The organism is Isachenkonia alkalipeptolytica, from assembly GCF_009910325.1.
GTDB lineage: Bacteria > Bacillota > Clostridia > Peptostreptococcales > T1SED10-28 > Isachenkonia > Isachenkonia alkalipeptolytica.
Window position 1 is genome coordinate 16,145 of the sequence record NZ_SUMG01000009.1, and the last position, 20,796, is coordinate 36,940.

General features: G+C 47.6%; 17 protein-coding genes and 1 riboswitch. Of the genes, 3 read left to right on the forward strand and 14 right to left on the reverse strand.

All coding sequences use genetic code 11. From position 1 onward, the window contains the following. Position 1 precedes the first annotated feature (1 nt). The 8 genes from kamD to ISALK_RS08665 all read right to left on the reverse strand — a co-directional run bounded on the left by kamD (position 2) and on the right by ISALK_RS08665 (position 9,969). Positions 2–1,558 carry a lysine 5,6-aminomutase subunit alpha gene (kamD, locus tag ISALK_RS08630; protein WP_160721284.1) on the reverse strand — a complete coding sequence of 519 codons (1,557 nt, stop codon included), beginning with the start codon at positions 1,556–1,558 and terminating at the stop codon, positions 2–4. Continuing rightward, positions 1,558–3,234 carry a lysine 5,6-aminomutase reactivase ATPase KamC gene (gene kamC / locus ISALK_RS08635; RefSeq protein WP_160721286.1) on the reverse strand — a complete coding sequence of 559 codons (1,677 nt, stop codon included), beginning with the start codon at positions 3,232–3,234 and terminating at the stop codon, positions 1,558–1,560. The genes kamD and kamC overlap by 1 nt, the downstream gene beginning before the upstream one ends. Continuing rightward, the gene (kamB, locus tag ISALK_RS08640; protein WP_160721288.1) at positions 3,227–4,282 is read right to left on the reverse strand and encodes a lysine 5,6-aminomutase reactivase subunit KamB; all 1,056 of its coding nucleotides are present in this window, start codon (positions 4,280–4,282) and stop codon (positions 3,227–3,229) included. Before kamB ends, kamC begins: the two co-directional genes overlap by 8 nt. Positions 4,283–4,333: 51 nt before the next feature. Further along, positions 4,334–5,584, reverse strand: a complete 1,251-nt coding sequence (kamA, locus tag ISALK_RS08645) for a lysine 2,3-aminomutase (protein ID WP_160721290.1) — start codon at positions 5,582–5,584, stop codon at positions 4,334–4,336. A 26-nt stretch (positions 5,585–5,610) separates the two neighbouring features. Continuing rightward, positions 5,611–5,763: a hypothetical protein gene (locus ISALK_RS08650; RefSeq protein ID WP_160721292.1), complete on the reverse strand. Its 153-nt coding sequence runs from the start codon at positions 5,761–5,763 to the stop codon at positions 5,611–5,613. A gap of 54 nt (positions 5,764–5,817) precedes the next feature. Next, positions 5,818–6,858 (reverse strand): L-erythro-3,5-diaminohexanoate dehydrogenase, encoded by a 1,041-nt coding sequence (kdd, locus tag ISALK_RS08655; protein ID WP_160721294.1) that lies wholly within the window; start codon positions 6,856–6,858, stop codon positions 5,818–5,820. Positions 6,859–7,139: 281 nt separating this feature from the next. Continuing rightward, positions 7,140–8,540 (reverse strand): sigma-54 interaction domain-containing protein, encoded by a 1,401-nt coding sequence (locus tag ISALK_RS08660; protein WP_160721296.1) that lies wholly within the window; start codon positions 8,538–8,540, stop codon positions 7,140–7,142. 205 nt (positions 8,541–8,745) lie between these two features. Beyond that, positions 8,746–9,969 carry a serpin family protein gene (locus tag ISALK_RS08665; protein WP_160721298.1) on the reverse strand — a complete coding sequence of 408 codons (1,224 nt, stop codon included), beginning with the start codon at positions 9,967–9,969 and terminating at the stop codon, positions 8,746–8,748. A gap of 201 nt (positions 9,970–10,170) precedes the next feature. Here ISALK_RS08665 and uppP point away from each other — a divergent pair, with 201 nt between their 5' ends. Continuing rightward, the gene (gene uppP, locus ISALK_RS08670; RefSeq protein WP_160721300.1) at positions 10,171–11,007 is read left to right on the forward strand and encodes an undecaprenyl-diphosphatase UppP; all 837 of its coding nucleotides are present in this window, start codon (positions 10,171–10,173) and stop codon (positions 11,005–11,007) included. A gap of 20 nt (positions 11,008–11,027) precedes the next feature. On the opposite strand, the gene thpR is transcribed toward uppP, so the two are convergent. The 3 genes from thpR to ISALK_RS08685 all read right to left on the reverse strand — a co-directional run bounded on the left by thpR (position 11,028) and on the right by ISALK_RS08685 (position 15,805). After that, positions 11,028–11,618 (reverse strand): RNA 2',3'-cyclic phosphodiesterase, encoded by a 591-nt coding sequence (gene thpR / locus ISALK_RS08675; RefSeq protein ID WP_160721302.1) that lies wholly within the window; start codon positions 11,616–11,618, stop codon positions 11,028–11,030. A gap of 263 nt (positions 11,619–11,881) precedes the next feature. After that, on the reverse strand, positions 11,882–12,502 hold the full coding sequence (locus ISALK_RS08680) for a TetR/AcrR family transcriptional regulator (protein WP_160721304.1): 621 nt from the start codon (positions 12,500–12,502) through the stop codon (positions 11,882–11,884). A 3-nt stretch (positions 12,503–12,505) separates the two neighbouring features. Beyond that, entirely contained in the window at positions 12,506–15,805 is a 3,300-nt protein-coding gene (locus ISALK_RS08685) for an efflux RND transporter permease subunit (RefSeq protein WP_160721306.1), read from the reverse strand. A gap of 330 nt (positions 15,806–16,135) precedes the next feature. On the opposite strand from ISALK_RS08685, the gene ISALK_RS08690 reads away from it, so the two are divergent. Together ISALK_RS08690 and ISALK_RS08695 are read left to right on the forward strand one after the other, a co-directional pair. Further along, positions 16,136–16,705, forward strand: coding sequence for a permease (locus ISALK_RS08690; RefSeq protein WP_160721308.1), 570 nt, complete (start codon positions 16,136–16,138; stop codon positions 16,703–16,705). Next, positions 16,698–17,180 (forward strand): permease, encoded by a 483-nt coding sequence (locus tag ISALK_RS08695; RefSeq protein ID WP_160721310.1) that lies wholly within the window; start codon positions 16,698–16,700, stop codon positions 17,178–17,180. The genes ISALK_RS08690 and ISALK_RS08695 overlap by 8 nt, the downstream gene beginning before the upstream one ends. A gap of 47 nt (positions 17,181–17,227) precedes the next feature. Beyond that, positions 17,228–17,319: riboswitch (cyclic di-GMP riboswitch) on the reverse strand. A gap of 99 nt (positions 17,320–17,418) precedes the next feature. On the opposite strand, the gene ISALK_RS08700 is transcribed toward ISALK_RS08695, so the two are convergent. The 3 genes from ISALK_RS08700 to trkA form a co-directional block, all read right to left on the reverse strand. After that, positions 17,419–17,721 (reverse strand): LapA family protein, encoded by a 303-nt coding sequence (locus ISALK_RS08700; RefSeq protein ID WP_160721312.1) that lies wholly within the window; start codon positions 17,719–17,721, stop codon positions 17,419–17,421. Positions 17,722–17,793: 72 nt separating this feature from the next. Beyond that, the gene (locus ISALK_RS08705; RefSeq protein ID WP_160721314.1) at positions 17,794–19,239 is read right to left on the reverse strand and encodes a TrkH family potassium uptake protein; all 1,446 of its coding nucleotides are present in this window, start codon (positions 19,237–19,239) and stop codon (positions 17,794–17,796) included. Further along, the gene (gene trkA, locus ISALK_RS08710; protein ID WP_160721316.1) at positions 19,190–20,596 is read right to left on the reverse strand and encodes a Trk system potassium transporter TrkA; all 1,407 of its coding nucleotides are present in this window, start codon (positions 20,594–20,596) and stop codon (positions 19,190–19,192) included. The genes ISALK_RS08705 and trkA overlap by 50 nt, the downstream gene beginning before the upstream one ends. Between the last annotated feature and the right edge of the window lie 200 nt (positions 20,597–20,796).

Below are 20,796 nucleotides of genomic sequence, written 5' to 3' on the forward strand. Positions count from 1 at the left end.
TTTACGCACCCCCCTCTAACATTAAATCCACAAAGGGATTATAATAACCGGGATCTTTTTTCGTCACGCCGTCCAATCCTTTTCCGCCGGTTCGCATTCTTTTCACTCCGCCGAATTTCCCTTCTTCAATGGTTTTAAAAATGCCGTTCCGCTGGATTTCAATTAACAGATCGTGGGCATTACTTAGTACGTCCTTGGCCCGGCTTTGAATGATCCCGTCTTCCTTAAAGGTAATTTCCGAGCCCAGGTCCCGGCAGTTATTGAAAATGTACTTGGCATTTTCGATGGCCAGGGCCCGGTCCTGAATATGGGGGGTGTGGATGGCTTCCGTCATCATCCCCAACAGCTGCACCTCCTGATTGGTCCAGATGGAAATCATATTAAACATGGCATCCTGGATATGCCCTTTGAAAATGTCTCCGGTTTTGAATTTCGTGGGCGGCATGTATTTCAGCGGAGCCTTGGGGAAAATTTCCCTTGCCATTTGGGCCTGGGCAAGCTCCCATAGGAATCCGTTTTTCAGATCGGGATGCATTTCGAAGGCATGGCCCAGACCCATTTGTTCTTCCGGAAGTCCGGCTTTTTTGGCAAACTGCTCATTAATAAACTGAGAGGCCAGTACCGTATGGGCTTCCTCCACGGCGTCGGCGGTGGTTAAGTAATTGTCCTCCCCGGTATTGATCATGATACCCGCAAATCCGTTGATGATTCTGGAAAAGTATTGATCCACCAAGGTTCGCTGCATATTGATATCCCGAAACAAAATGCCGTACAGGGCGTCGTTCAGCATCACATCCAGGCGCTCTAAAGCGCCCATGGCCGCAATCTCCGGCATACACAGTCCGGAACAGTAGTTGCAAAGATGGATGTATTTCCCCACTTCCTTGCCTACCTCGTCCAGGGCTTCCCGCATGATCCTAAAATTCTCCTGGGTGGCGAAGGTTCCTCCAAACCCTTCCGTAGTAGGGCCGTAGGGTACATAGTCCAGCAGGCTTTGAGCCGTACTTCGAATCACTGCGATGATATCCGCCCCCTGTAGTGCTGCGGATTTTGCTTGCATGGCATCCTCATAAATATTTCCCGTGGCTACAATCACATACAGGTAGGGCTTTTCTCCATCCCCGATGTTTTTCATATCATGGTCCCGTCGATCCCGATTTTTTTGAATTTTTCCCACGGTCTCCTTGGCCACTTCATCAATAACCCCTTGAATATCCTTTTCATCCTTGATTTCGATTTTTGTAAGGTCCAGCTCTCCCCGGGATACGGCTTCGCCAATTTCCTGGGGACTTTTGTTTAGGGTTGCCATGGCATTGCCGATCCAAAAAGCGGCGCCTTTTCCCAGGCCTCCCCCCTGCTGGATGTTTTCCACCACCACATTGGGCAGTGGGGTGTCCAGTTCGTCCACGCCGTCAATGCCTAAGAGTCTTACCACCGTTCTTTCCACCGTAACCGTGGTATGCTCATCAATAAAATACTGCACGTCATCGGCAATGGTTCCTGCGGCCTGTCGGGCCTCCTGAATCATCTTTTGGTCCAGATTCAACTTGCTCTCCATCATTCACCCTCCTTGTTTTCTTCTTCTTTTGCTTCTCTGATCCCTTGTTCTTGACGTTCTCTTTCCAGCACTTCCTCCGCCCTTGTTAAAATATCCTCCCTAAGGCCCATCAGCCGGGCGATCATAATGGCCTCCTTGGGAACTTCTTCCCGGGGATCCCGCTCTTCCAGTCGATAATCCATGTATTTTTCCAGTACGCCGATGCCTTCCTCGCCGTGCTGCAGTTCATTTTTCAGTTTTTCCGGTTGTACCCTTCGAAGACCCACCACCTGTAAATGGCGTAGATCTTTGATCCGGCTTAATCCATCGAAATGGGTGGTCACCACGGAGATCCCCTTTAGGGTTTTAAAGTGTTCAATAACCCCCCGGGAAATTCCATAGCCCTCCTTGGGATTGGTTCCCCGGGCCAGTTCGTCGATTAACACCAGTCCCTTTTCTTTTTTTTCATCGGTAATCTTCTTAAGATGGTAGATTTCCGCACCGAAGGTGGACAGTCCCCGCTCCTGAGACTGTTCATCCCCGGAGGAAAAATAAATAAAGGATACCGGTCCGATGGTGGCCTCCTTCGCCGGAACATAAAGACCCAACTGGGCCATGGCCGTAATTAAAGCGATCAGCTTTAAGGTGATGGTTTTCCCCCCCATATTGGCCCCGGTAATTAAGGTCACCCCGTTTTCCAGGGTCACATCAATGGGCATATAGGACTTGCCTTCCTTTCGAAGCCGTTGTTCCACCAAACTGTGGCGACCTTCAACAATTTTTATATAGGGGTCCCCTACGATTCGAGGTTCCACCCCATGGATCTCATCCCCTAAGAGGATTTTCCCGATGCTGAAATCCAGCTCCCCCAGGATATGAATATTCTTTTGAATTTCATCGTGGAAATTTCGAACGTCCTGGGACAGTCTCCTGCGAATTTGAAACTCCTCTTCCTCTTCCCGGATTTTCAGGTTCTGATATTTTTCCCGAAGATCCTTCAATTCCTCCGTGGGACTTATTTTAAACACATAACTTTTAAAAGTTTCCGATAAAAAGAAGACCAAGTCGCTGTTTTTTAAGATTCCCAGGGCTTGTTTCTTCTCCTTGGGCACCAGGATTTCATTATTGGGTTTCGGTCTCAGACCGGTGAGCTCATATACTTCCTGGCGTGATTTTTTATCGGTTTCCATGATTTTTCCGTCAATGTTTCGTTTTTCCTCCCGGATATTCCATAGTTCTTCGGAGTAACTGTCATAGATGTAGAAGGTTTTTACCCGACTGTTTTCCGGGTCCATGGCTTTGATCAGGGGGGCCACGGAGTCCATCTCGAATTTTTCCAGGGCAACCTCCGGGTGCTCCATGAAAAACCCTCGTAATTCTTCCATCACCATGATTTGATTTTTAATTTCGAAAAACTCCACTTCATTCAGCACTTCGTTTTTCATCACCCGCTGCAGGGAGCCTTTGATATCCTTAATCTCTGATAGATAGCCCTTTAAATTCCAAAGAAAGTAATCGCTGCTTTTCAAGCCTTTGCGAAACCTGCGCAGCTCTTCAAAGGCACGTCTCAGCTCCCGAACCTGGGAGGTGCCGTAGGGAACCAGCTTGGACTTCAGTTCCTTGCCGTACTCGGTTTCTGTGGGCACCCAGTCCAGGACTTCCCGGAGGCCGGTTTCCTGAAACGTTTTTTTATCCATAAAGCGCATCATGAACATCTTCTCCTTCCAGCATTACATCAATCACCGGCAGTCCCAGGGAGCTTTTCATCTTTCTTAAAAATTCCAGGGGAGGGAATTCGTAGCCCTGAGGGGCATAGGGATTGATGGAGACCGCCACAACCTTTAAGGGCTCCATCACCTGAATCCGAACCCCCCGTTTCTTAAAGCGCACCCAGTCTTCCCGGGGAATAAAAATCTTCGTTCCGTCCTGGACCACAAATACCACCTGTTTGTAATAGGGGGTCACCGCAATTAAATCCTCGATGGTTTTCTTTACCAGGGAACCGGGGAAAATAATATATCGGCTGTTTTTACTTAAGGCACTGCCGATAATTCGCCCTCCGTTCAGAGAGGTTTTAAGGGGAAGCTTTTCTTGATTCCCCTCTTCATCGGCGATCCCGATACAGCCCTCCCGGATAACTTCCTTCCCGAAGGCGCGAATTCCCTCCTTCTCCAGGGCCTTCAAACCGAATAGTTCGATCTGATAGGCGGTCTCTTCGATAACCCGGTCCATACTTCGGTTGACTACGGCCCCGGTAGCTAAAATCGCAGCCTCGGTTATTCCCGGGGAAGCGGCGGTTTTCCGATTAATGGCCCCGTCCACCACCACAATATCCGCTCCGTACACCAGCATTTTCTTTGCCACTTCCCGGATCTCTTCATTATTGCCGGGCCCGGCCAGCTCCACCAAGCCGTTTTCCTTCACACGGCAAATCACCACGGGACCCAGGGTGGTTCGGTAGTCGGTGACCTCCAGGATTTCCAGCCGGGCATCACTGTTCAGGAGGATGTCTTGAGCCGTGGCCACAATGGTTCCTTCCATCACATGGATCACCGGTTTATCCGTGTTTGTCACTAGGTCTTCCCGTTCGCCGTCCCGTCCAATGGAGGTAAGGCCCAAACTGATGTATCGATCGTAGGCCTCTTCAATAATCCGATTCAGTACAACGGTTTTTCCGGCATTTTTTCCCATACCCACCACGGATAGGATTCGATATTTTCCGTAAATCAAATCAACAAAGCTCAAGACTTCACCTCCCCGCTTATTGGGTCTTCCTTAGCCATACTTTCCTCCGCCTTACTTTTTGCTTCGCTGCATTCTCTTTAATTGGGCCGGTTCTAAGGCAATGCGTCTTCCCTGCATTAAGGAAGCCACGCCGTCCAGATCCCATTTCTTTTCGCCCTTGCAAACTTCGCAGTTGCAGGACTCTTCATAATGCTCCGGTTCCGCATAAGTGGTAATAACCCCTTCGTAGTTTCGAAGAATCACTTTATGGGGAGATTGGGATATCAGATAGCTTGGCATAACCGGAATCTTTCCGCCGCCCCCGGGAGCGTCCACCACAAAGGTGGGTACCGCATATCCCGACGTATGCCCCCGAAGCCCTTCAATAATTTCAAGCCCCTTGGATACCGGGGTTCTGAAATGTTCGATCCCCATGGATAGATCACACTGGTAGATATAGTAAGGTCTTACCCGGTTTTTTACCAGATCATGGACCAGATCCCGCATCACATGGACGCAGTCATTAATTCCCCGAAGGAGTACCGATTGATTGCCCAGGGGCACACCGGCATTGGCCAGTAATTCCAGGGCCTCTTTGGCCTCAGGGGTGATCTCCTTGGAGTGGTTAAAGTGGGTGTTCAACCAGATGGGGTGATACTTTTTCAGCATTTCCACCAGGGCGGGGGTAATTCGCTGGGGCATTACCACCGGGGTTCTGGATCCCAGTCGGATGATTTCCACATGGTCGATTTCCCGAAGTTTTTGGATAATATACTCCAGCCGTTCACCGGATACCAACAGGCAGTCCCCTCCGGAAAGAAGGACGTCCCGCACTTCCGGCGCCTTTCGAATATACTCGATGGCCTGGTCGATTCGGTCCACAGGCTGCTCTTTATCCTGCTGTCCCGCAAAACGTCTTCTGGTACAGTGTCGACAGTACATGGAACACATATCCGTAATCAACAAAAGCACCCGGTCGGGATACCGATGGGTCAGTCCCGGCACAGGAGAGTCCACGTCTTCACTCAAGGGGTCCTCCATGTCCGCCGCCCCCTTATGAAGCTCTAATCCACTGGGGATGGCCTGTTGCCGTACGGGACAGGTGGGATCATTTTCATCCATCAAGGCGGCATAATAGGGGGTGATGCCCATTCGAAGGGTTCCCAGGGTATCCTTGACTCCCTGCTCTTCCTTTTCCGTCAGGTTTACCACCTTTTTTAAGTCTTCAACGGTTGTGATCCTATTTTTAACCTGCCATTTCCAGTTCTTCCACTGTTCCTTGGTAACGTCCTTCCATAATTCAATTTCATTGTAATGTCTCATTTACAATACACTCCTTATTATTTGTCTTATCCTCCCGGGATTATTTGTCTTATCCTCTCGGGGTTTTTCTTCCCCTTACAAGGAGGGCTGCATCGGTTTCCTGCCATTGTTTCTCTTGTTTCTTTTTTTTCTCTTGTTCTTTTTGTTTTTCTTGTTCCTTTTGTTTTTTCTTGTTTCAAGCCTTCGGTTCCCCTTTTAGGATAGGGCTTATGAGGCTTCTCTAGGATGGAGGCTTAGCTGTAAAGCTCCTGATATACTTTTTTCAACGGGGGATTTTCCCGTAATATTTCCATGGAGATCTCCGCGTGGCCTTTGGTGTATCCATTGCCGATGATCATGGTGGTGTCTTGCCCCACACCTTCCGCCCCTAATGCGGCTTTGGTAAAATTGGTGGCCATGGAGAAAAAATACACCAATCCGTCGGATTTCGCCGCTAGAATACTGGCCATCTCCGTGTTGTTGACATTTACGCAGTTGATCACCACGTCGGCCATTTCCCCGTTGGTAGCCTCGGCGATGCGGTCCCGTACCGCCAGAGCATCCGTGGCATCCACGGCGATATATTCGTCGGCCAGACCCAGCCCTTCCGGTCGTTGCAGGGATTTTTCACTATGCCCTAAGCAGATTACCTGTCCCGTTACGCCGGCTCTTTTCTTCGCTTCATGAAGGCACAGCATTCCCGACTTACCCGCTCCGCCGATGACCACAACCCTATGTCCCGGTTGGACCAGCTTTGCGGTTTGGGCCGGGGCTCCCGCCACATCCAATACGGATAAGGCCAGGTTTTGGGGAAGATCCTCGGGGAGTACGGCATAAATTCCGGATTCAAACAAAATCGCTTTCCCGGTAATATCCACTTGATCAATATCGATGCGAACCTCGTGGATTTCATCGATCACCAAGGGGGTCAGGGAAAGGGATACCAAAGTAGCGATTTTATCCCCTTCTTTTAACTCCACTTTTCCCTTTAGGGCCTGGCCGATTTTTTCCACGGTGCCGATTAACATCCCCCCCGAACCGGTAACCGGGTTTTGATGTTTTCCTCTTTCCGCCACTATTCCCTTCATGATTTCCTTGATTTTTTCCACATCTCCCCCGGCCTGTTCTTTGATCTGGGTAAAGCTGGCGGAATCGACGTTCAAGGTCTCCACGTTGATTCTGATCTCATTGTCGTAAATCTCCATGCTGTTATCAATTTTTGTCGCCGGTTGCGGGAGTACCCCTTTTGGTTCTAGTACTCTGTGGGTTCCTAAAGCACATCCTTTTTTCTCCATAATAAGCCTCCTTGATTTTTTGATTATTTTTGATTATTTTTCATAAATTTTGTTTTTATGCTTTGCTTTTCCTGAGACAAAGCCTGTTTAATGCACTCCACTTTTTAAACGCAATATCTATGCCAAGTTTATCACAAAGTTTTTGTTTTTAGTTTCCCTCCCTTATTTTCGTTGCAAACCCTGCTATACACCCCTACCGGGGGTAAAGCTCCTTTCTTTTTTTCCGCTTGTATGACTTGGAAACCCTTTTAAATTTCCCAGAAAATGAAAATAACCGCCTATTATTCAGCGGTTATCCCAAGTTTTTTGACTTTATACTGTAAGGTTTGGCGGGGAATTTTTAATAACTGGGCCGCTTTGGTAACGTTGCCTCCGGTTTCTTTCAGGGCATCCTCGATAAATTGCTTTTCCCAATTTTCCATGCTTTTTTTAAGAGAGAAATTCAAATGATCCTTTCGCTGTCCCTCCGCCCCGAACAAGGTTAAATGCCGGGGCAGGTCCTCTTCCGTAATATAGGTGCCCTCAATCATATTCATGGCCCCTTCAAGAATATTTTCCAACTCCCGAATGTTTCCCGGCCAATGGTATCGGTAAAAGGTTTGCAGCACCCCGTGGGTTACGCCCTTCACGTTTTTACCGAGCTGACGGTTGAATTTTCGAATAAAAAACTGGACCAAGCCTTTGATGTCTTCCTTTCGTTCCACTAAATTCGGTACCCTAAAGGAGACCACGCTCAGGCGGTAAAACAGATCATCCCGGATTTTCCGCTCTTTCATGGCATGGTAAGGGTCCATATTCATGGCCGCAATAATGCGAACATCCACTTTTCGGGTTTTGATATCCCCCACCCTGCGAATCCTGCCCTCCTCCAATACCCGAAGAAGCTTTGCTTGAAGCTCGAAGGGCATGGAGTTGATCTCATCTAAAAACAGGGTCCCTTTATTGGCCAACTCAAAGAGACCGGGACGATTATCCGCATCCGTAAAGCTTCCCTTCACGGTTCCGAATAAAATACTTTCTAACAGGGATCCCGGGATCGCCGCACAGTTCTGCGCCACGAAGGGCTCATCCCTTCGTTTGCTGGCATTATGTATGGCTTGGACAATCAATTCTTTTCCCGTTCCCGTGTTCCCGTAAACAATGACCGAGGAGTCGTTCTCCGCGGCTTTGATCGCCTTTCGTTTCAGCTCCACAATCTCCTTGGTGCTGCCGATAATGTCCTTAACCGTATACCGGGCGGTTCCCCGTTTTTCCTCTAAGTTGTCCGGCTCCTCATAATACAGTTCTTTTTGAAGATCCACGAGTTGTTCCGACAGGGCCCGGACTTTGGTAATGTCCCGGGAGATTTCAATGGCCCCCATTACATGACCCTCTTCTATAATGGGGATTGAAGTATTAATCGTGGTAATTTTATTGCCCTTGAAATTTAAAAACTCCTGCTTCACATCATACATGGGCTCTCCTGTACGAAGAACCTGTAAGAGGGTACTGGTTTTGTCCGTCAAGGAAGGATAGACGCTGAGAATATGTTTCCCCGTGACTTCCTCCTGATCGATGTCCTCCATTACTAAGGCTACGTCGTTGGAGTACAGGATTTTCCCTCGGCTATCAATGATTTGAACCCCTTCATCGATATTATTCAATATAGTATCCACCGTATCCCTCGCAAAGTAATTTTCCACTTCATCACCGCCTATTATTCAGCATTATTTTGTTTACATTGCCTTCTTTTGGGCAACGTTTGAGCGCTATTATTGAAAAATACTGGATTGCTCTCTTTCATTATACCACATTCCAAAATGGATAAAAGAATTTTCCGTGAATTCCCAAGGAACACCCCAAAAGAAAACCCCGCTTCCAAAGAACTAAGCGGGGGGGTCTTCTCGGTTACCAGCCGGCGGCTTTTCCCATAAAGAGAATACTGTCCGCTTCCTCATTGGCAATAACAAACAGGAATGGGCGGTCCGCTATAAAGCTTGGAGGATCCATGGCTGCGGATTCTTCCATTACTACCACGGTGGCCGCCGCGGCTTCGCTGCCCTGTTCGTTGACTTCAATCACCGCTTTGTGCAGGACCTCTTCAATGAAGATCCCCGGGCGGATCCCTTCAAAGTCCGCATTCATGTCAAAGGCTTCCACCATGCCCAGTCTTCCTAAGGCATCCTTTAAGGATTTAATGCCGTATTCCATTTCAAACCGGGGCATCTGCAGTTCCACATTTTGTCTAAGGGAAATACTTTCCTTGATTTCCTGCCACTGCTCATTGTCCAGGGTGTTTAAGAATTCATTAATGTCCGCCTCCTCCCTCGGCATAATAACGTACATCGCTGTATTTTCCTCTTCCCCGTAGGGCATTCGGACACTTTGGTAGCTGTTCCCTTCTCCGTATGCCACTTCGCCGCTACGCTTCATCATCATCACATCCTGAACCTCTCCGCTAATGGAGGTGAACTCCCCTTCAAAGCTCTGTTCCTCCTCAAAGGGTTCCGTCCAATCCCCCTGAAAGTATATGGCGTTGATCAAATACATAATCACATCTCCCGGTATGGGCCCCTCCAGCATCTCTTCGATTTTTCCCTCGGTGGCCTCCTCAATCCAGGCATTAATCTCCTCCGCCGCCCCTTCGTCAGAAAAATCCATTTCTTCCACTAAGGCATTGAATACCTGCTGATTCACTTCTAGAAAGTCTTCTTCGATAGACTCTCCTTCCCGATACCAAATGGAGTTAGCGATACTAAGATCAATATCCGGGTCCATGGCCACCAGGTACTTTAAAAACTCTTCATAGCTTTCCTGCAGCACCTCGTCCCCGATCCCGGCGTATCCTAAGACCTCCGCCATCTCTTCTCTTGTTTCTCCCCGGGCGCCCTGATAGGTCATGGCAAGGGCCGTGGAAATACTGATGGGGGAGATGAAGACGTTCTCCTGTGGCGCCTCTTCATTTAAGGCCTTCATGATGTCCCAGGCAAAATCGTTGTTTCCCTCAACAAAGCCCCCACTCACTTTGGACTGATCGTAGTCATGAGCGGCCTCCCCGCCGGGTAAAGTCCCGCATCCTATCAGGGCTGCGGTCAACAGCAGGATAATCCCCATAAAAACCGGCTTTTTCATCGTATCTTCTCCTCTCCTATTTTCGACTTACTATTATGACGGTTTGCCTCCCCGATTTGTTCCCTAGACCCATTGCCGAATATTTTATTAAGTTTTTGTAAAATCTCCTTGTTCCCCAAAAAATCATACCAAAAAATGATATAATGGTAGAGGATTTTCTATGACAGCGAACAACGATAAAACATTTTAGGAGGCAGGATCATGTCATTATTGGAAGCTATTATATTGGGGATTGTTCAAGGAATTACCGAATTTTTACCGGTCAGCAGCTCCGGCCATTTGGCCTTAACCCAGTTTGTCCTCGGCACCCCGGAAGATCAAATATTTTTCCTGACCGTCATGTTACATATCGGAACCATCTTTTCCGTCTTAGTGGTGTACTGGACGGACCTGTACAATATGGTGCTGGAGTTCTTTAAAATGTGTTGGGACCTGCTTCGAGGAAAGAGCTTGGGACTGGACAATATTTATCGAAAGCTGGGGGTATTGATCATTGTGGGGAGCATTCCCACAGCCTTGATGGGCATTTTTCTGAAGGACATTTTTTCCGAGGTCTACACCTCCCAACGGGTGATCGGTTTTGCCCTGCTCATTACAGGAACCCTTCTTTGGACTTCCGAGCGGATGCAGAAATTTCAATCCAATAAAAAAGCATTACAAAAAATGACCTGGCTCAATGCCGCCATCATCGGCGTATTTCAAGGTCTTGCCATCACCCCGGGGATGTCCCGTTCCGGCGCCACCATTTCCGGGGCGTTGTTTCAGGGAATCAACAAGGAGGCCGCCACCCGTTATTCTTTCCTCCTTTCCTTTCCCGTCATTGTCGGGGCCAGCTTATTGGAGGCCCGGGATGCCTTCACCCACGGCACCGGGGAAGTTGCCCTTCCCATGCTCCTGCTCGGGATTTTTACCTCTTTTGTGGCGGGGGTTTTTGCGATTCGCACCTTGATTCGAATGATCTCGAAGGGAAAGCTCTATTACTTTTCCTATTACACCTGGACCTTGGGTACCGGAGCGATTATTTTATCTTTCCTCTAGTTGTTTTACTAGTTATTTTACTAGTTGTTTTGCTTTTCCTTCTTCCAAAACCGAAACCCTCTATTTTCCAAGGGAAACTCTTCAATCACGGGATAGACCAGCTTCCCGTCTTTTCGGGTACTCTCCATGATGGCTATAGACGATACTTCCAAGGCTACCTTTTCCTCCGTTAATTTTTCCTCCAGGTCCGCTTTTGCTAAAGGGGAAAGCCTCACTTTTCGCCCAAAGGTCATATGGGGCCGAAAGGGACGGCTTTCTTTTTCGTAGCCGATTTCTTCCAGGCCCTGCTCGATTTTTTCCTGTAATTCCTGTAAACGATCCATCCCTTTCGTCACTCCCAACCAGGGGATGCAAGTTTTCCCCTTGAAAAAAGTGCCAAAACCCTGCAGCACCAGTTTAAACGGCGGCACCCCTTGTGTCTCTTTCTTTACCACCGCCCGCACCGGTTGAAGCTTTTCCTCGGGGATTTCTCCGATGAATTTCAAGGTCAGATGAAAATTTTTAGGGTCGGCGAAGCGGCCCCCCTCACTTTTTTCCATCACGATTTTTTGCAGGTTTTCCAGGCTTTTTTTCTCCCGCTCCTGAAAGGGGATTCCGATAAAAATCCGCATATTCTCCCTCCTATCAAACTTCCCGCTGTATTATTTTTACCCGAAAACTGCCTAGGCTGAAACTGCCCTAGGCTTTTTTGATGTTTACCCCGGCAGGCTTTTGTTAATCAGTGGATCGGAGGGCGATATGATCAAAAAAGCCCCGTAAAAAAACAGCCCCGGGTTTTCCGGGGACTTTTTTGTTATATTTTCTTGTCCTTATAACCGCAATGCAGAGAAGTCCCCACTGCTATAAGTGGCGGGAGTATGTCACAGGCTTTCCTTTAGCCCAGCAGTTTCACAAAGGTGCCATAGGCCTTTTCCACAATTTCCTCCTGGCTATATTCCACATTCCTTGAAAAAACCTTTTGATTGGCAAATTGGTCTTCATAGATCAACACGCACATAATGGCACTGTTCACCGCAAAGTACCAATCAAACAAGTCCGGTTTTTCGTTGATGATCCCTTCTTCCAGGCTTTTATCCACGATCTTTTCATATAGGTGGAGCAGTTTCTTTTGAATATCCTCGTTGTTTTTTTCCATCAGCTTATGCAGAGAGTCCACGGAGTTTTCACTGGATTTGCTGAGCATCAGAAAGCCCATAAATATCTGTTGTTTCTTTTCCATCATGGGAAAAATATTTCGAAGAATGCTTCGAAAGCTTTTTTCAAAACCTTCATTCTCCTCAAGAATATCCTCCAGCTCCTGGACCCAGCCCTTGATCATATAGGCAATGGCTTCGGAAATCACCTCTTCCTTGCTGTCAAAGTACTCATAAATGGTACCCTTTCCAATATTGGCTTTTTTCGCAATGTCCCCCACTTTGATCTGGGTTAGCTGATAATTATCCTCTATCAGGCTAAGGGTGGCCTCATAGATTAATTCCTGTTTACTCTTCACCATGATTTACTCCGCCTCCTTGGAACGATACTCTTTACGATTCAGTATATCATAAAGCACAGGAATAAGAATCAGGGTTAACAGGGTTGCATAGATCAGTCCTCCCACGGCGGTGATGGCCATAGGCTGTACCATCTCCACGCCCTGGCCGATCCCCACGGTTAAGGTGGAAAGGGCCACAATGGTGGTGATCGCGGTCATAACAATGGGTCGAAGCCGGATCTGTCCCGCTTTGATAATCGCTTCCCGTTTTTCCATGCCTCCCTCTCTTCGCTTATTGATATAATCCACGAAGACAATGCCGTTATTTACCACAATTCCCGATAGAATAATCAAGCCGAGAAAAGCGATAATACTGACGGGATTTCCCGTGACAATCAGGGCTAAAAACCCACCGGTAAAAGCCAGGGGAATGGTAAACATGACGATAAAGGGTGATAACAGGGACTGGAACTGAGCTACCATGATCAGGTAAATAAAGATTACCCCAAGACCCAGCATCAGGAACAGGTCTTCAAAGGACTCCATGATCAGCTCAATTTCTCCTCCCATTTCGAATCGATAACCTTCGGGCATATCATATTCTTCCAGGGCCGCTTCGATCTCGTCGTTGACCAGTCCAATGTTGTAGCCCTCCTGGAGATCCGCACTTACGGTTACGTAGCGCTGTTGATTGGAACGGTTGATCGCGGAGAATCCTACGGTTTCCTCAATGCTTGCAATATCCGTAATCGCCACCGCTTCCCCTTCGGAATTCTCCAGGGTCAGGCCTTCTAACTCCTGATAGTCTGCCCCTTCGATACTGTCTTCATCATAAACATAGATATCATAATCGTCTAATTCCATGGTCAGGGTCGTTGCTACATCCACATCTTCCAACAGCTCACTGACCTCCATATACACTTGGGCTACGGTGAGTCCTTCGGCAATGGCCGCATCTTTATCCACGGTGATGCTAAACTCCGGTGCACCGTCTTCCACACCATCGGAGACGTCCATGGTTCCCTCGATGCCTTTTACAATTTCCCCAACATCTTGGGCGGTTTCTCTCAGGGTATCCAACTCTCTTCCGAAAATATCAATGGAAACCGCTCCCCCTCCCAGCATGGCCATATCCATATTGTCGTCATCCACGGTGATTTCCCCGTCAAAGCTCTCCGACAGGTCCCGTAACTCCTGGGCCACTTCCTGGGTGGTTTTGTCAATGTCTTCGTAGAGCAGGACATACATGGAAACGTTTTCCAGGGATCCGCCCCCCATGCCCATCATTCCGAAACCGGCGTCGCCGATAAAGGCTCCTACGGTCTCCACTTCCTCCATGGCATAGATTTTCTCCATGATGGCATCGGCTTCTTCCGTCACCTCTTCAAAAGTGGAGCCTTCAGGAAACTCCACCTCTACGGATAACTCCCCGGAGTCCATAGGAGGTATAAATTCGGTCCCCAGGCTGAAGGATCCGTATACGCTTCCCACCAGGAGCAGCACGGCCAGTACAATGACCACCCACCGTCGCTTCAGGGAGGCTCTCAGGATTTTTCCGTAAACATTTTTCACTTTTTCCAACAGCTTATATTCCTTCGGCTTGCCCTTATCCATGATTCTTGATGAAATCATGGGTACCAGGGTCAGAGATACCAGCAGACTGGCCAACAGGGCGTAGGCAATGGTAAGCCCCATGTCCGTAAAGACCTGTCTTGCGATGCCGTCGGTAAAGAGAATCGGAATAAATACGGAGACCGTGGTAAAGGTGGAAGCGGTAATGGCTCCCGCCACCTGTTTTGCTCCGTCAATCGCCGCCTTTTTCGAGCTTCTTCCTTCATTTTTCATCCGATAGATGTTTTCAATGACCACGATGGAATTATCCACCAGCATTCCTACCCCCAGAGCGAGACCGCTCATGGAAATAATATTTAAGGTCACCCCGCTAAAGTACATGGCCACAAAGGCGGAAACCAGACTGATGGGTATGGCCAGGGCAATGGTGATCGACGGCTTCAAATCCTTTAAGAAAATAATCAGAATCAGGACGGCCAGCAATCCTCCGATCACTAAATTCATGAAAATCGAAGAAATGACAATGTTCACAATTTCCCCCTGGTCCATCAAGGGCACAATACTAATCGTCCCGTCCTCTTCCATGATGTCCTCCATCTGGGCCCGAAGACTGTCCGCCACGGCGGCGGTGGAGTACCCCGTTTGTTTTTGGATGTCCAGGATAATGGCATCCTCTCCGTTGACTTTGGCATAGGAGTCTTCCGTACCGTCAATCAGATTAATCTCCGCCACGTCCTCCAGAGCAAAGTCGGGAACCCCTTCCATTATCGAAGGAAGAATCGTCAGTTGTCGAAGTTCCTCCAGATCCTCAATTTCATCCCCCACTCGCACCAAATAATTCATATCATCTTCTAATACATAGCCGGCGGGAAGACCGAAGTTTTGTCCGCTGAGGATCCCTTCAATCATATCCTTGGTGATGTCAATGTCGCCGTTTTCCATATCCATGTCTTCCATGGGGGGATCTACCTCCGGCACTTCTTCGGGAGCCGCCTCACCGGGGGTTTCTTCCCCTTCCCCGGGAACCGCGCCCTCCTCGCCGGAAGCCCCCTCTGGACCACCGGGGCCTTCCTCCATTTCACCGGGATCGGGATTTTCCCCGTCGGGGATATCCCCCTGGGGCATGTCTGCCATCTGTTCCCTAATGGCTTCCTGGACCTCTTCATTCACCCCTTCTATTTTTTCTTCCTGTAATACGACCTCCACCTGAAAATCTCCAAGGCCCGAAGCATTAACGGAGGCGACCCCTTCAATACTTTCCAGGTCCGGGATCACATCACTTTCCACCACATTGGTGGCTTCCGTAATAGATAGGTCCTCTACGGAAACCGATGCCACCATAATCGGAAGCATGTCCGGGTTGAGACGCATAATATTAGAGGAGCCCACGTCATCGGGCATCCCCGTCGAGAGCATATCCAAATTCTCCCGCATTTCAATGAGCACACTGTCCATATTTGCCGACTCTTCAAATTCCAAGATCATAATGGACATATTCTCCTGGGAGATGGAACTGATGGAGCTGATATTGGTCAGGGTTGCCATGGACTGTTCCATGGGCTGAGTGACCGCATTTTCAACCTCTTCAGGGCTTGCGCCGATGTAGGGGGTGGTTACCACCGTCACCGGTAAATCGATGTTCGGCAGTAATTCCAAATTCATTCCCGTTAAGGAAACCACCCCTAAAATTGCAATGATTACCACCGCCACCACAATGGTGTAGGGTTTTCTTACACTGAATGCTGATAACATATTTTTCACTCCGTTTCTTTTTGTTATTCCGATTGATTGATCCTTTCAACTGCTCCCTTCAAATCACAGCCCACCGTCGATCAGCTCGCCATGTAATTTATAATTGTTATTGATTAGAACTGACTGGTCGGTCAGTTTTTAAATTATACAACCCTTTCCCCTCTATGTCAACCGTCTCCCCCATCTTTTCGATAAACCATCGGGGGAGCTGTGGACTTGCCATTTTATAAATGATAAAATTAATATAATCTTTCGAAACCGTTCACCGGAAATATAATTTACTTAACCAATTTACTAAACCAGTTTACTTAACCAAAGGATGTCTTTTAAATGAACAAAACAAAACTAGGTATGTTACTGATCACCGGAGTATTATGTATGTATGCTTTATTCTCAGGGGGAATCTCCTTAGTAGGGGAAGCCCTTCTTATTGCGCTGAGAACCTTTGTAAGCATTATTCCTATTTTAATCGTCGCTTTTCTCCTGGCAGGACTGATTTCCAGCTTAATTTCCCCGGATATGGCCTCGAAGTGGTTGGGAAAGGAAGCCGGTTGGAAAGGGCCCTTTTTCGGAGCTCTGATGGGCGCCGTGGTTCCCGGGGGCCCCTTCTTTTTTTATCCCCTGATGGCCACCCTGCTTACCTCCGGGGCAAACCTGGGCACCATGCTCAGCTTTGTGGCCTCCAAAAGTCTGTGGAATGTTGCAAGGATTCCTATTGAAATTGCCTTCGTAGGCATTGAACTGACCGTGATCCGGTTCCTGGTCACCTTCTTGATTCCGGTGCTGGTGGGCACCGGAGTGAATGTCTTCCTTCCCGGTTACACCGATAAAATACGGGAGGATATCAAGGCTCTGCAGTTGAAAAAGCCGGAGCATAAAAAGGAGGGTAAACATGACTAATGCCTTTTATACCCTAACGATTATGGCGGTGGTCCTTTTTATCATCGCTTATCGAAAAAACAAACACGGAGAAAGCATTATTGAAGCCCGGCGGATGCTGATCAATGTCCTGCCCCTGTTGCTGTTGGCCTTTACCATCGTGGGCTTTCTCGAAGTGTTGATTCCAAAGGAGGCCCTGCAGGACTGGTTGGGAGAGGAGTCGGGATGGCGGGGTCTTGTGATCGGTCCCTTGATCGGCGCCATTGTCCAGGGAGGACCCTTTGCTTTTTTCCCCTTGTTTGATTCCATCTTCCGGGACAGTGTCACCATCGGTACCGCCGTGGCCATGATCAGTGCCTGGGGCATGATCAACATCGGTCACCTGCCCTATGAGTTTGCCTTTTTGGGGTACCGCTTTGTGCTGATAAAATACAGTCTATACATTGCCCTTCCCAGTCTGGCCGGGCTTCTGGCCCAGCTGATCTTCGGGCCGTAAATTTTTCCATAAAAAAACCTATTGCTTCATGCAATAGGTTTTTTCGTATGTGCAACCGGCTGTCATATTCCTTTTCACAAAGGAATGAAGACCCTTGGCTTTGCGTCCTTACCTTTCGGTAAGTTTGCCCATGGTAAATATGTGCATTCCTAAGATGCCATAATTAGTTCGTAAGTCATAATTATTATATAAGAAGATTGGCCCTTTGTCCACCCATTTTCTGTTAAAATCCTGTATTCTACTTTTTCGACTTTTTCCTACGACGTTGCCAGCCGGTGAGGGCAGTGGTCAGGGCTCCTAAAATAAAAGACCCCAACAGTACGATGATCAAGGGGGCATCCAGGTTCATGAAAAGAAAGTTGACGGATACCTCCTGGGTATTGACAATGGCAAAGATTGCAAAAATAAATAACAGAATCAGACTGATGACCACTTGGGGACTGATGGTTTTCTCCCCGGTGCTGGTATCGGTTTTCGGCGGAACGTATTCTTTGCTTTGATTTTCTTTGTTGACGGATGCATCCTTCTCTTCTTTGGACATTTCTTAAACCCTCCCCGATTTGTGATATTTTATTCCTACCCCAAACCCCGGCGGTTTTAACGGTGATTTATCTTATTTCCCTTTCCAAAAGCTAGGAATGAAAAAGAGGAAAACCGTAAAAAGTTCCAGCCTGCCGAACAACATAAACAAAGAGAAGAGCATTTTACTGGGAGCGCTGAATTGACTGTAATTCTGGGTGGGACCCACCATTTCAAATCCCGGTCCGATATTCCCCACGGTTGCCGCCACCGAGGACACCGCCGTCACTATACCGACCCCTTCTAAGGAAATCAGTACCGTTCCAAAGGCAACAATTAACATATACAAAAAGAAAAAGCTGGTGACCCCTTGAACAATACTATTGGATACCGCCTTACCGTTTAAGGTCACCGGTAGGTAGGCCTGAGGATGAAGGAGTCGTTGGACCTCCCGACGGATGACCACGCCAAGGATCAGAAGTCTTGCCACTTTAATCCCCCCGCCGGTGGAGCCGGCGCTCCCTCCCACAAACATTAATACAAAAACAATCGCCTTACTAAAGGCCGGCCATTGATCAAAATCCGCCGTACCATAACCGGTGGTGGTGGTGATGGCTGCGGTTTGAAAGAAGGCCTGTTTTAAGGTTTCAAAAAAACCGGTATAGTAAGTGGTCAGCAGTAAATTCAAGGTAATCAGGGCTCCGGCAAAGACGATAATCGAAAGATATAACCGGAGCTCCGTGTTTTTAAATAGATTCTTCCATTTTCCCTTCCACAGATCGTAGTACAGGGCAAAGTTCACCCCGGCGGCAATCATAAAAAACGTAATGACCCAGATCGTGTAGCTACTCTGGTAGGCACCGATACTGTCGTCCTTTATGGAAAAACCTCCGGTGCCCACGGTGCCGAAGGTATGTACCAGGGATTCATACAGATTCATCTCTCCCAGATACAACAGAATGATCTGCAGGACCGTCATTCCCAAATAGGCGGTGTAAAGGATTTTCGCCGTATCCTTTACCTTCGGGACCAGCTTGTCCGACATGGGCCCGGGACTCTCGGCTTTAAAAATCCGAAAGGCGCCCACCCCCAGGGCGGGAAGTACGGCCAGGGTAAGGACCAAGATTCCCATCCCCCCCAGCCAATGGGTTAAAGATCTCCAAAAGAGAATTCCCTTGGGAAGCCCTTCAATTTCTTCAAGAATGGTGGCTCCCGTGGTGGTCAGCCCTGATACGGTTTCAAAGAAAGCATCCACAAAGTTTGGAATCACCCCGGAAAAAATAAAGGGAAGGGCTCCAAAAAAAGAAACCAGTATCCAGCCAAAGGTTACAATACTAAGGGCTTCCCGGGCCTGCATTTTTTTGGATTTTCCACCAAAGACTCTCATAGCCCCACCAACCAACATCAGTAAAGCGATCGTGTAAAAAAAAGGATAGGGACTTTCTCCATAATACAGAGAAATTCCCAAAGGGCCAATTAATACAATGGACTCAAATAGAAGAAGGGTCCCTAAGACCTTTATAATTATTCCAAAGTTCACCGAATACCCCTCCTCTTGTTTTGTAAAACAACTTTTTTAATATTTTCACTTCCGATTGTAAAATGAAAATAATTAAGCGTTGATCCGGCCCGATCACCGTATTCCCATCGGGAATGACGACATCTCCATTTTTTACAACCGCTCCCACAATCAGTCCCTTGGGAAGATTAAGTGCTTTTAAGGGCTTTCCAACAATGCTGGAGTTCTCCTGAGTAATAATCTCAATTACTTCCGCTTCGCCTCCGAGTAATAGTGATAGGGCAGCGACTCTTCCCCCTTGGGTATATCGAAGGATTTCACTGGCGGTAATCAGCACAGGATTGATGGCAACATCAATCCCTAACTGCTCAATAATTGGGACGTAGTTTGGTCTGCTAACCTTGGCGATGACCTTTTCCACTCCATGTTTTTTGGCTAACAGGGCTACGAGTAAATTCTCTTCATCGTAACCGGTTAAAGAAACCAAGGCATCGGTTTCTCCGATATTCTCTTCTTTCAGCAAATGGTTATCCGTGCCGTCTCCATGAATAATCAATGCGGCAGGTAGTTCTTCTGCTAAATATCGGCACCGGTCCTCACTGCGTTCCACAATTTTTACCTGCACCCCGGATTTAATCAAGTTTTTCGCAAGATAATAGCCGGCCTTTCCTCCACCGAGAATCATAACCTTTTTTGCACCCTTTTGTACACTGGGCTTTCCGCATTCTATGCAGTAATTATTAACGGTTTCTTTCTCCCCGATAATGTATACTAAATCAGAGCCTTTAATAATCGTATCCCCATGGGGAATAATAATTCCCCCGTCCCGCTGTATGGCTGCGATTAACATTTGGCTGGGTATTTGCAAGTCCTTCAACACCGTATTTTTAGCCAAAGGCAGATTCTTTGCCCGAAACTCCGTCATCACTACCCGCCCTCCGGCAAAGTCTTCCATATGCAAAGCCTTTCCTTTGATCAGATATTTGGATATTTCCCTAGCGGTCTCATTCTCGGGATTGGCTATATAATCAATATTCATTTCCTTTTTCACAAAGTTGATCTGATTCGAATATTCAGGATTTCTTACTCTCGCTGCTACTTTTTTGCACCCTAAACGCTTCGCGGTGGATGCAATTAAAATATTCGCTTCATCACTGCTGGTTACTGCAACTAACAGGTCTTTGCTTCCCGCTTTTAAACCGTTTAATAACGAGAGTTGGGCCCCGTTTCCTTTTACGGTGAGTACATCCAGCTGATTATCCGCACGCTCCAAAGCCGAACCTTTTTCATCAACCATTACCACATTATTATCCTCAATGGTGAAAGCCTCCGCCAACTTATAGCCCAGTTTCCCTGCGCCAACAATGATAATTTCCATTAAACCCATCCTCTCCGTTCACTAACTCCCTTAATTCTATATAGCCCTACATTAAACATCCTTTACCAAAATTTTATAATTTTTCTTTGTTGTACCCTCTATTATGAACGAAGACCTTTGAAATTCAAAAGTTTTTTCCACACTTCTTTATTCAATAGAAATATCATGTGCTTTATGATACAATAGCTCTATCTTAATCG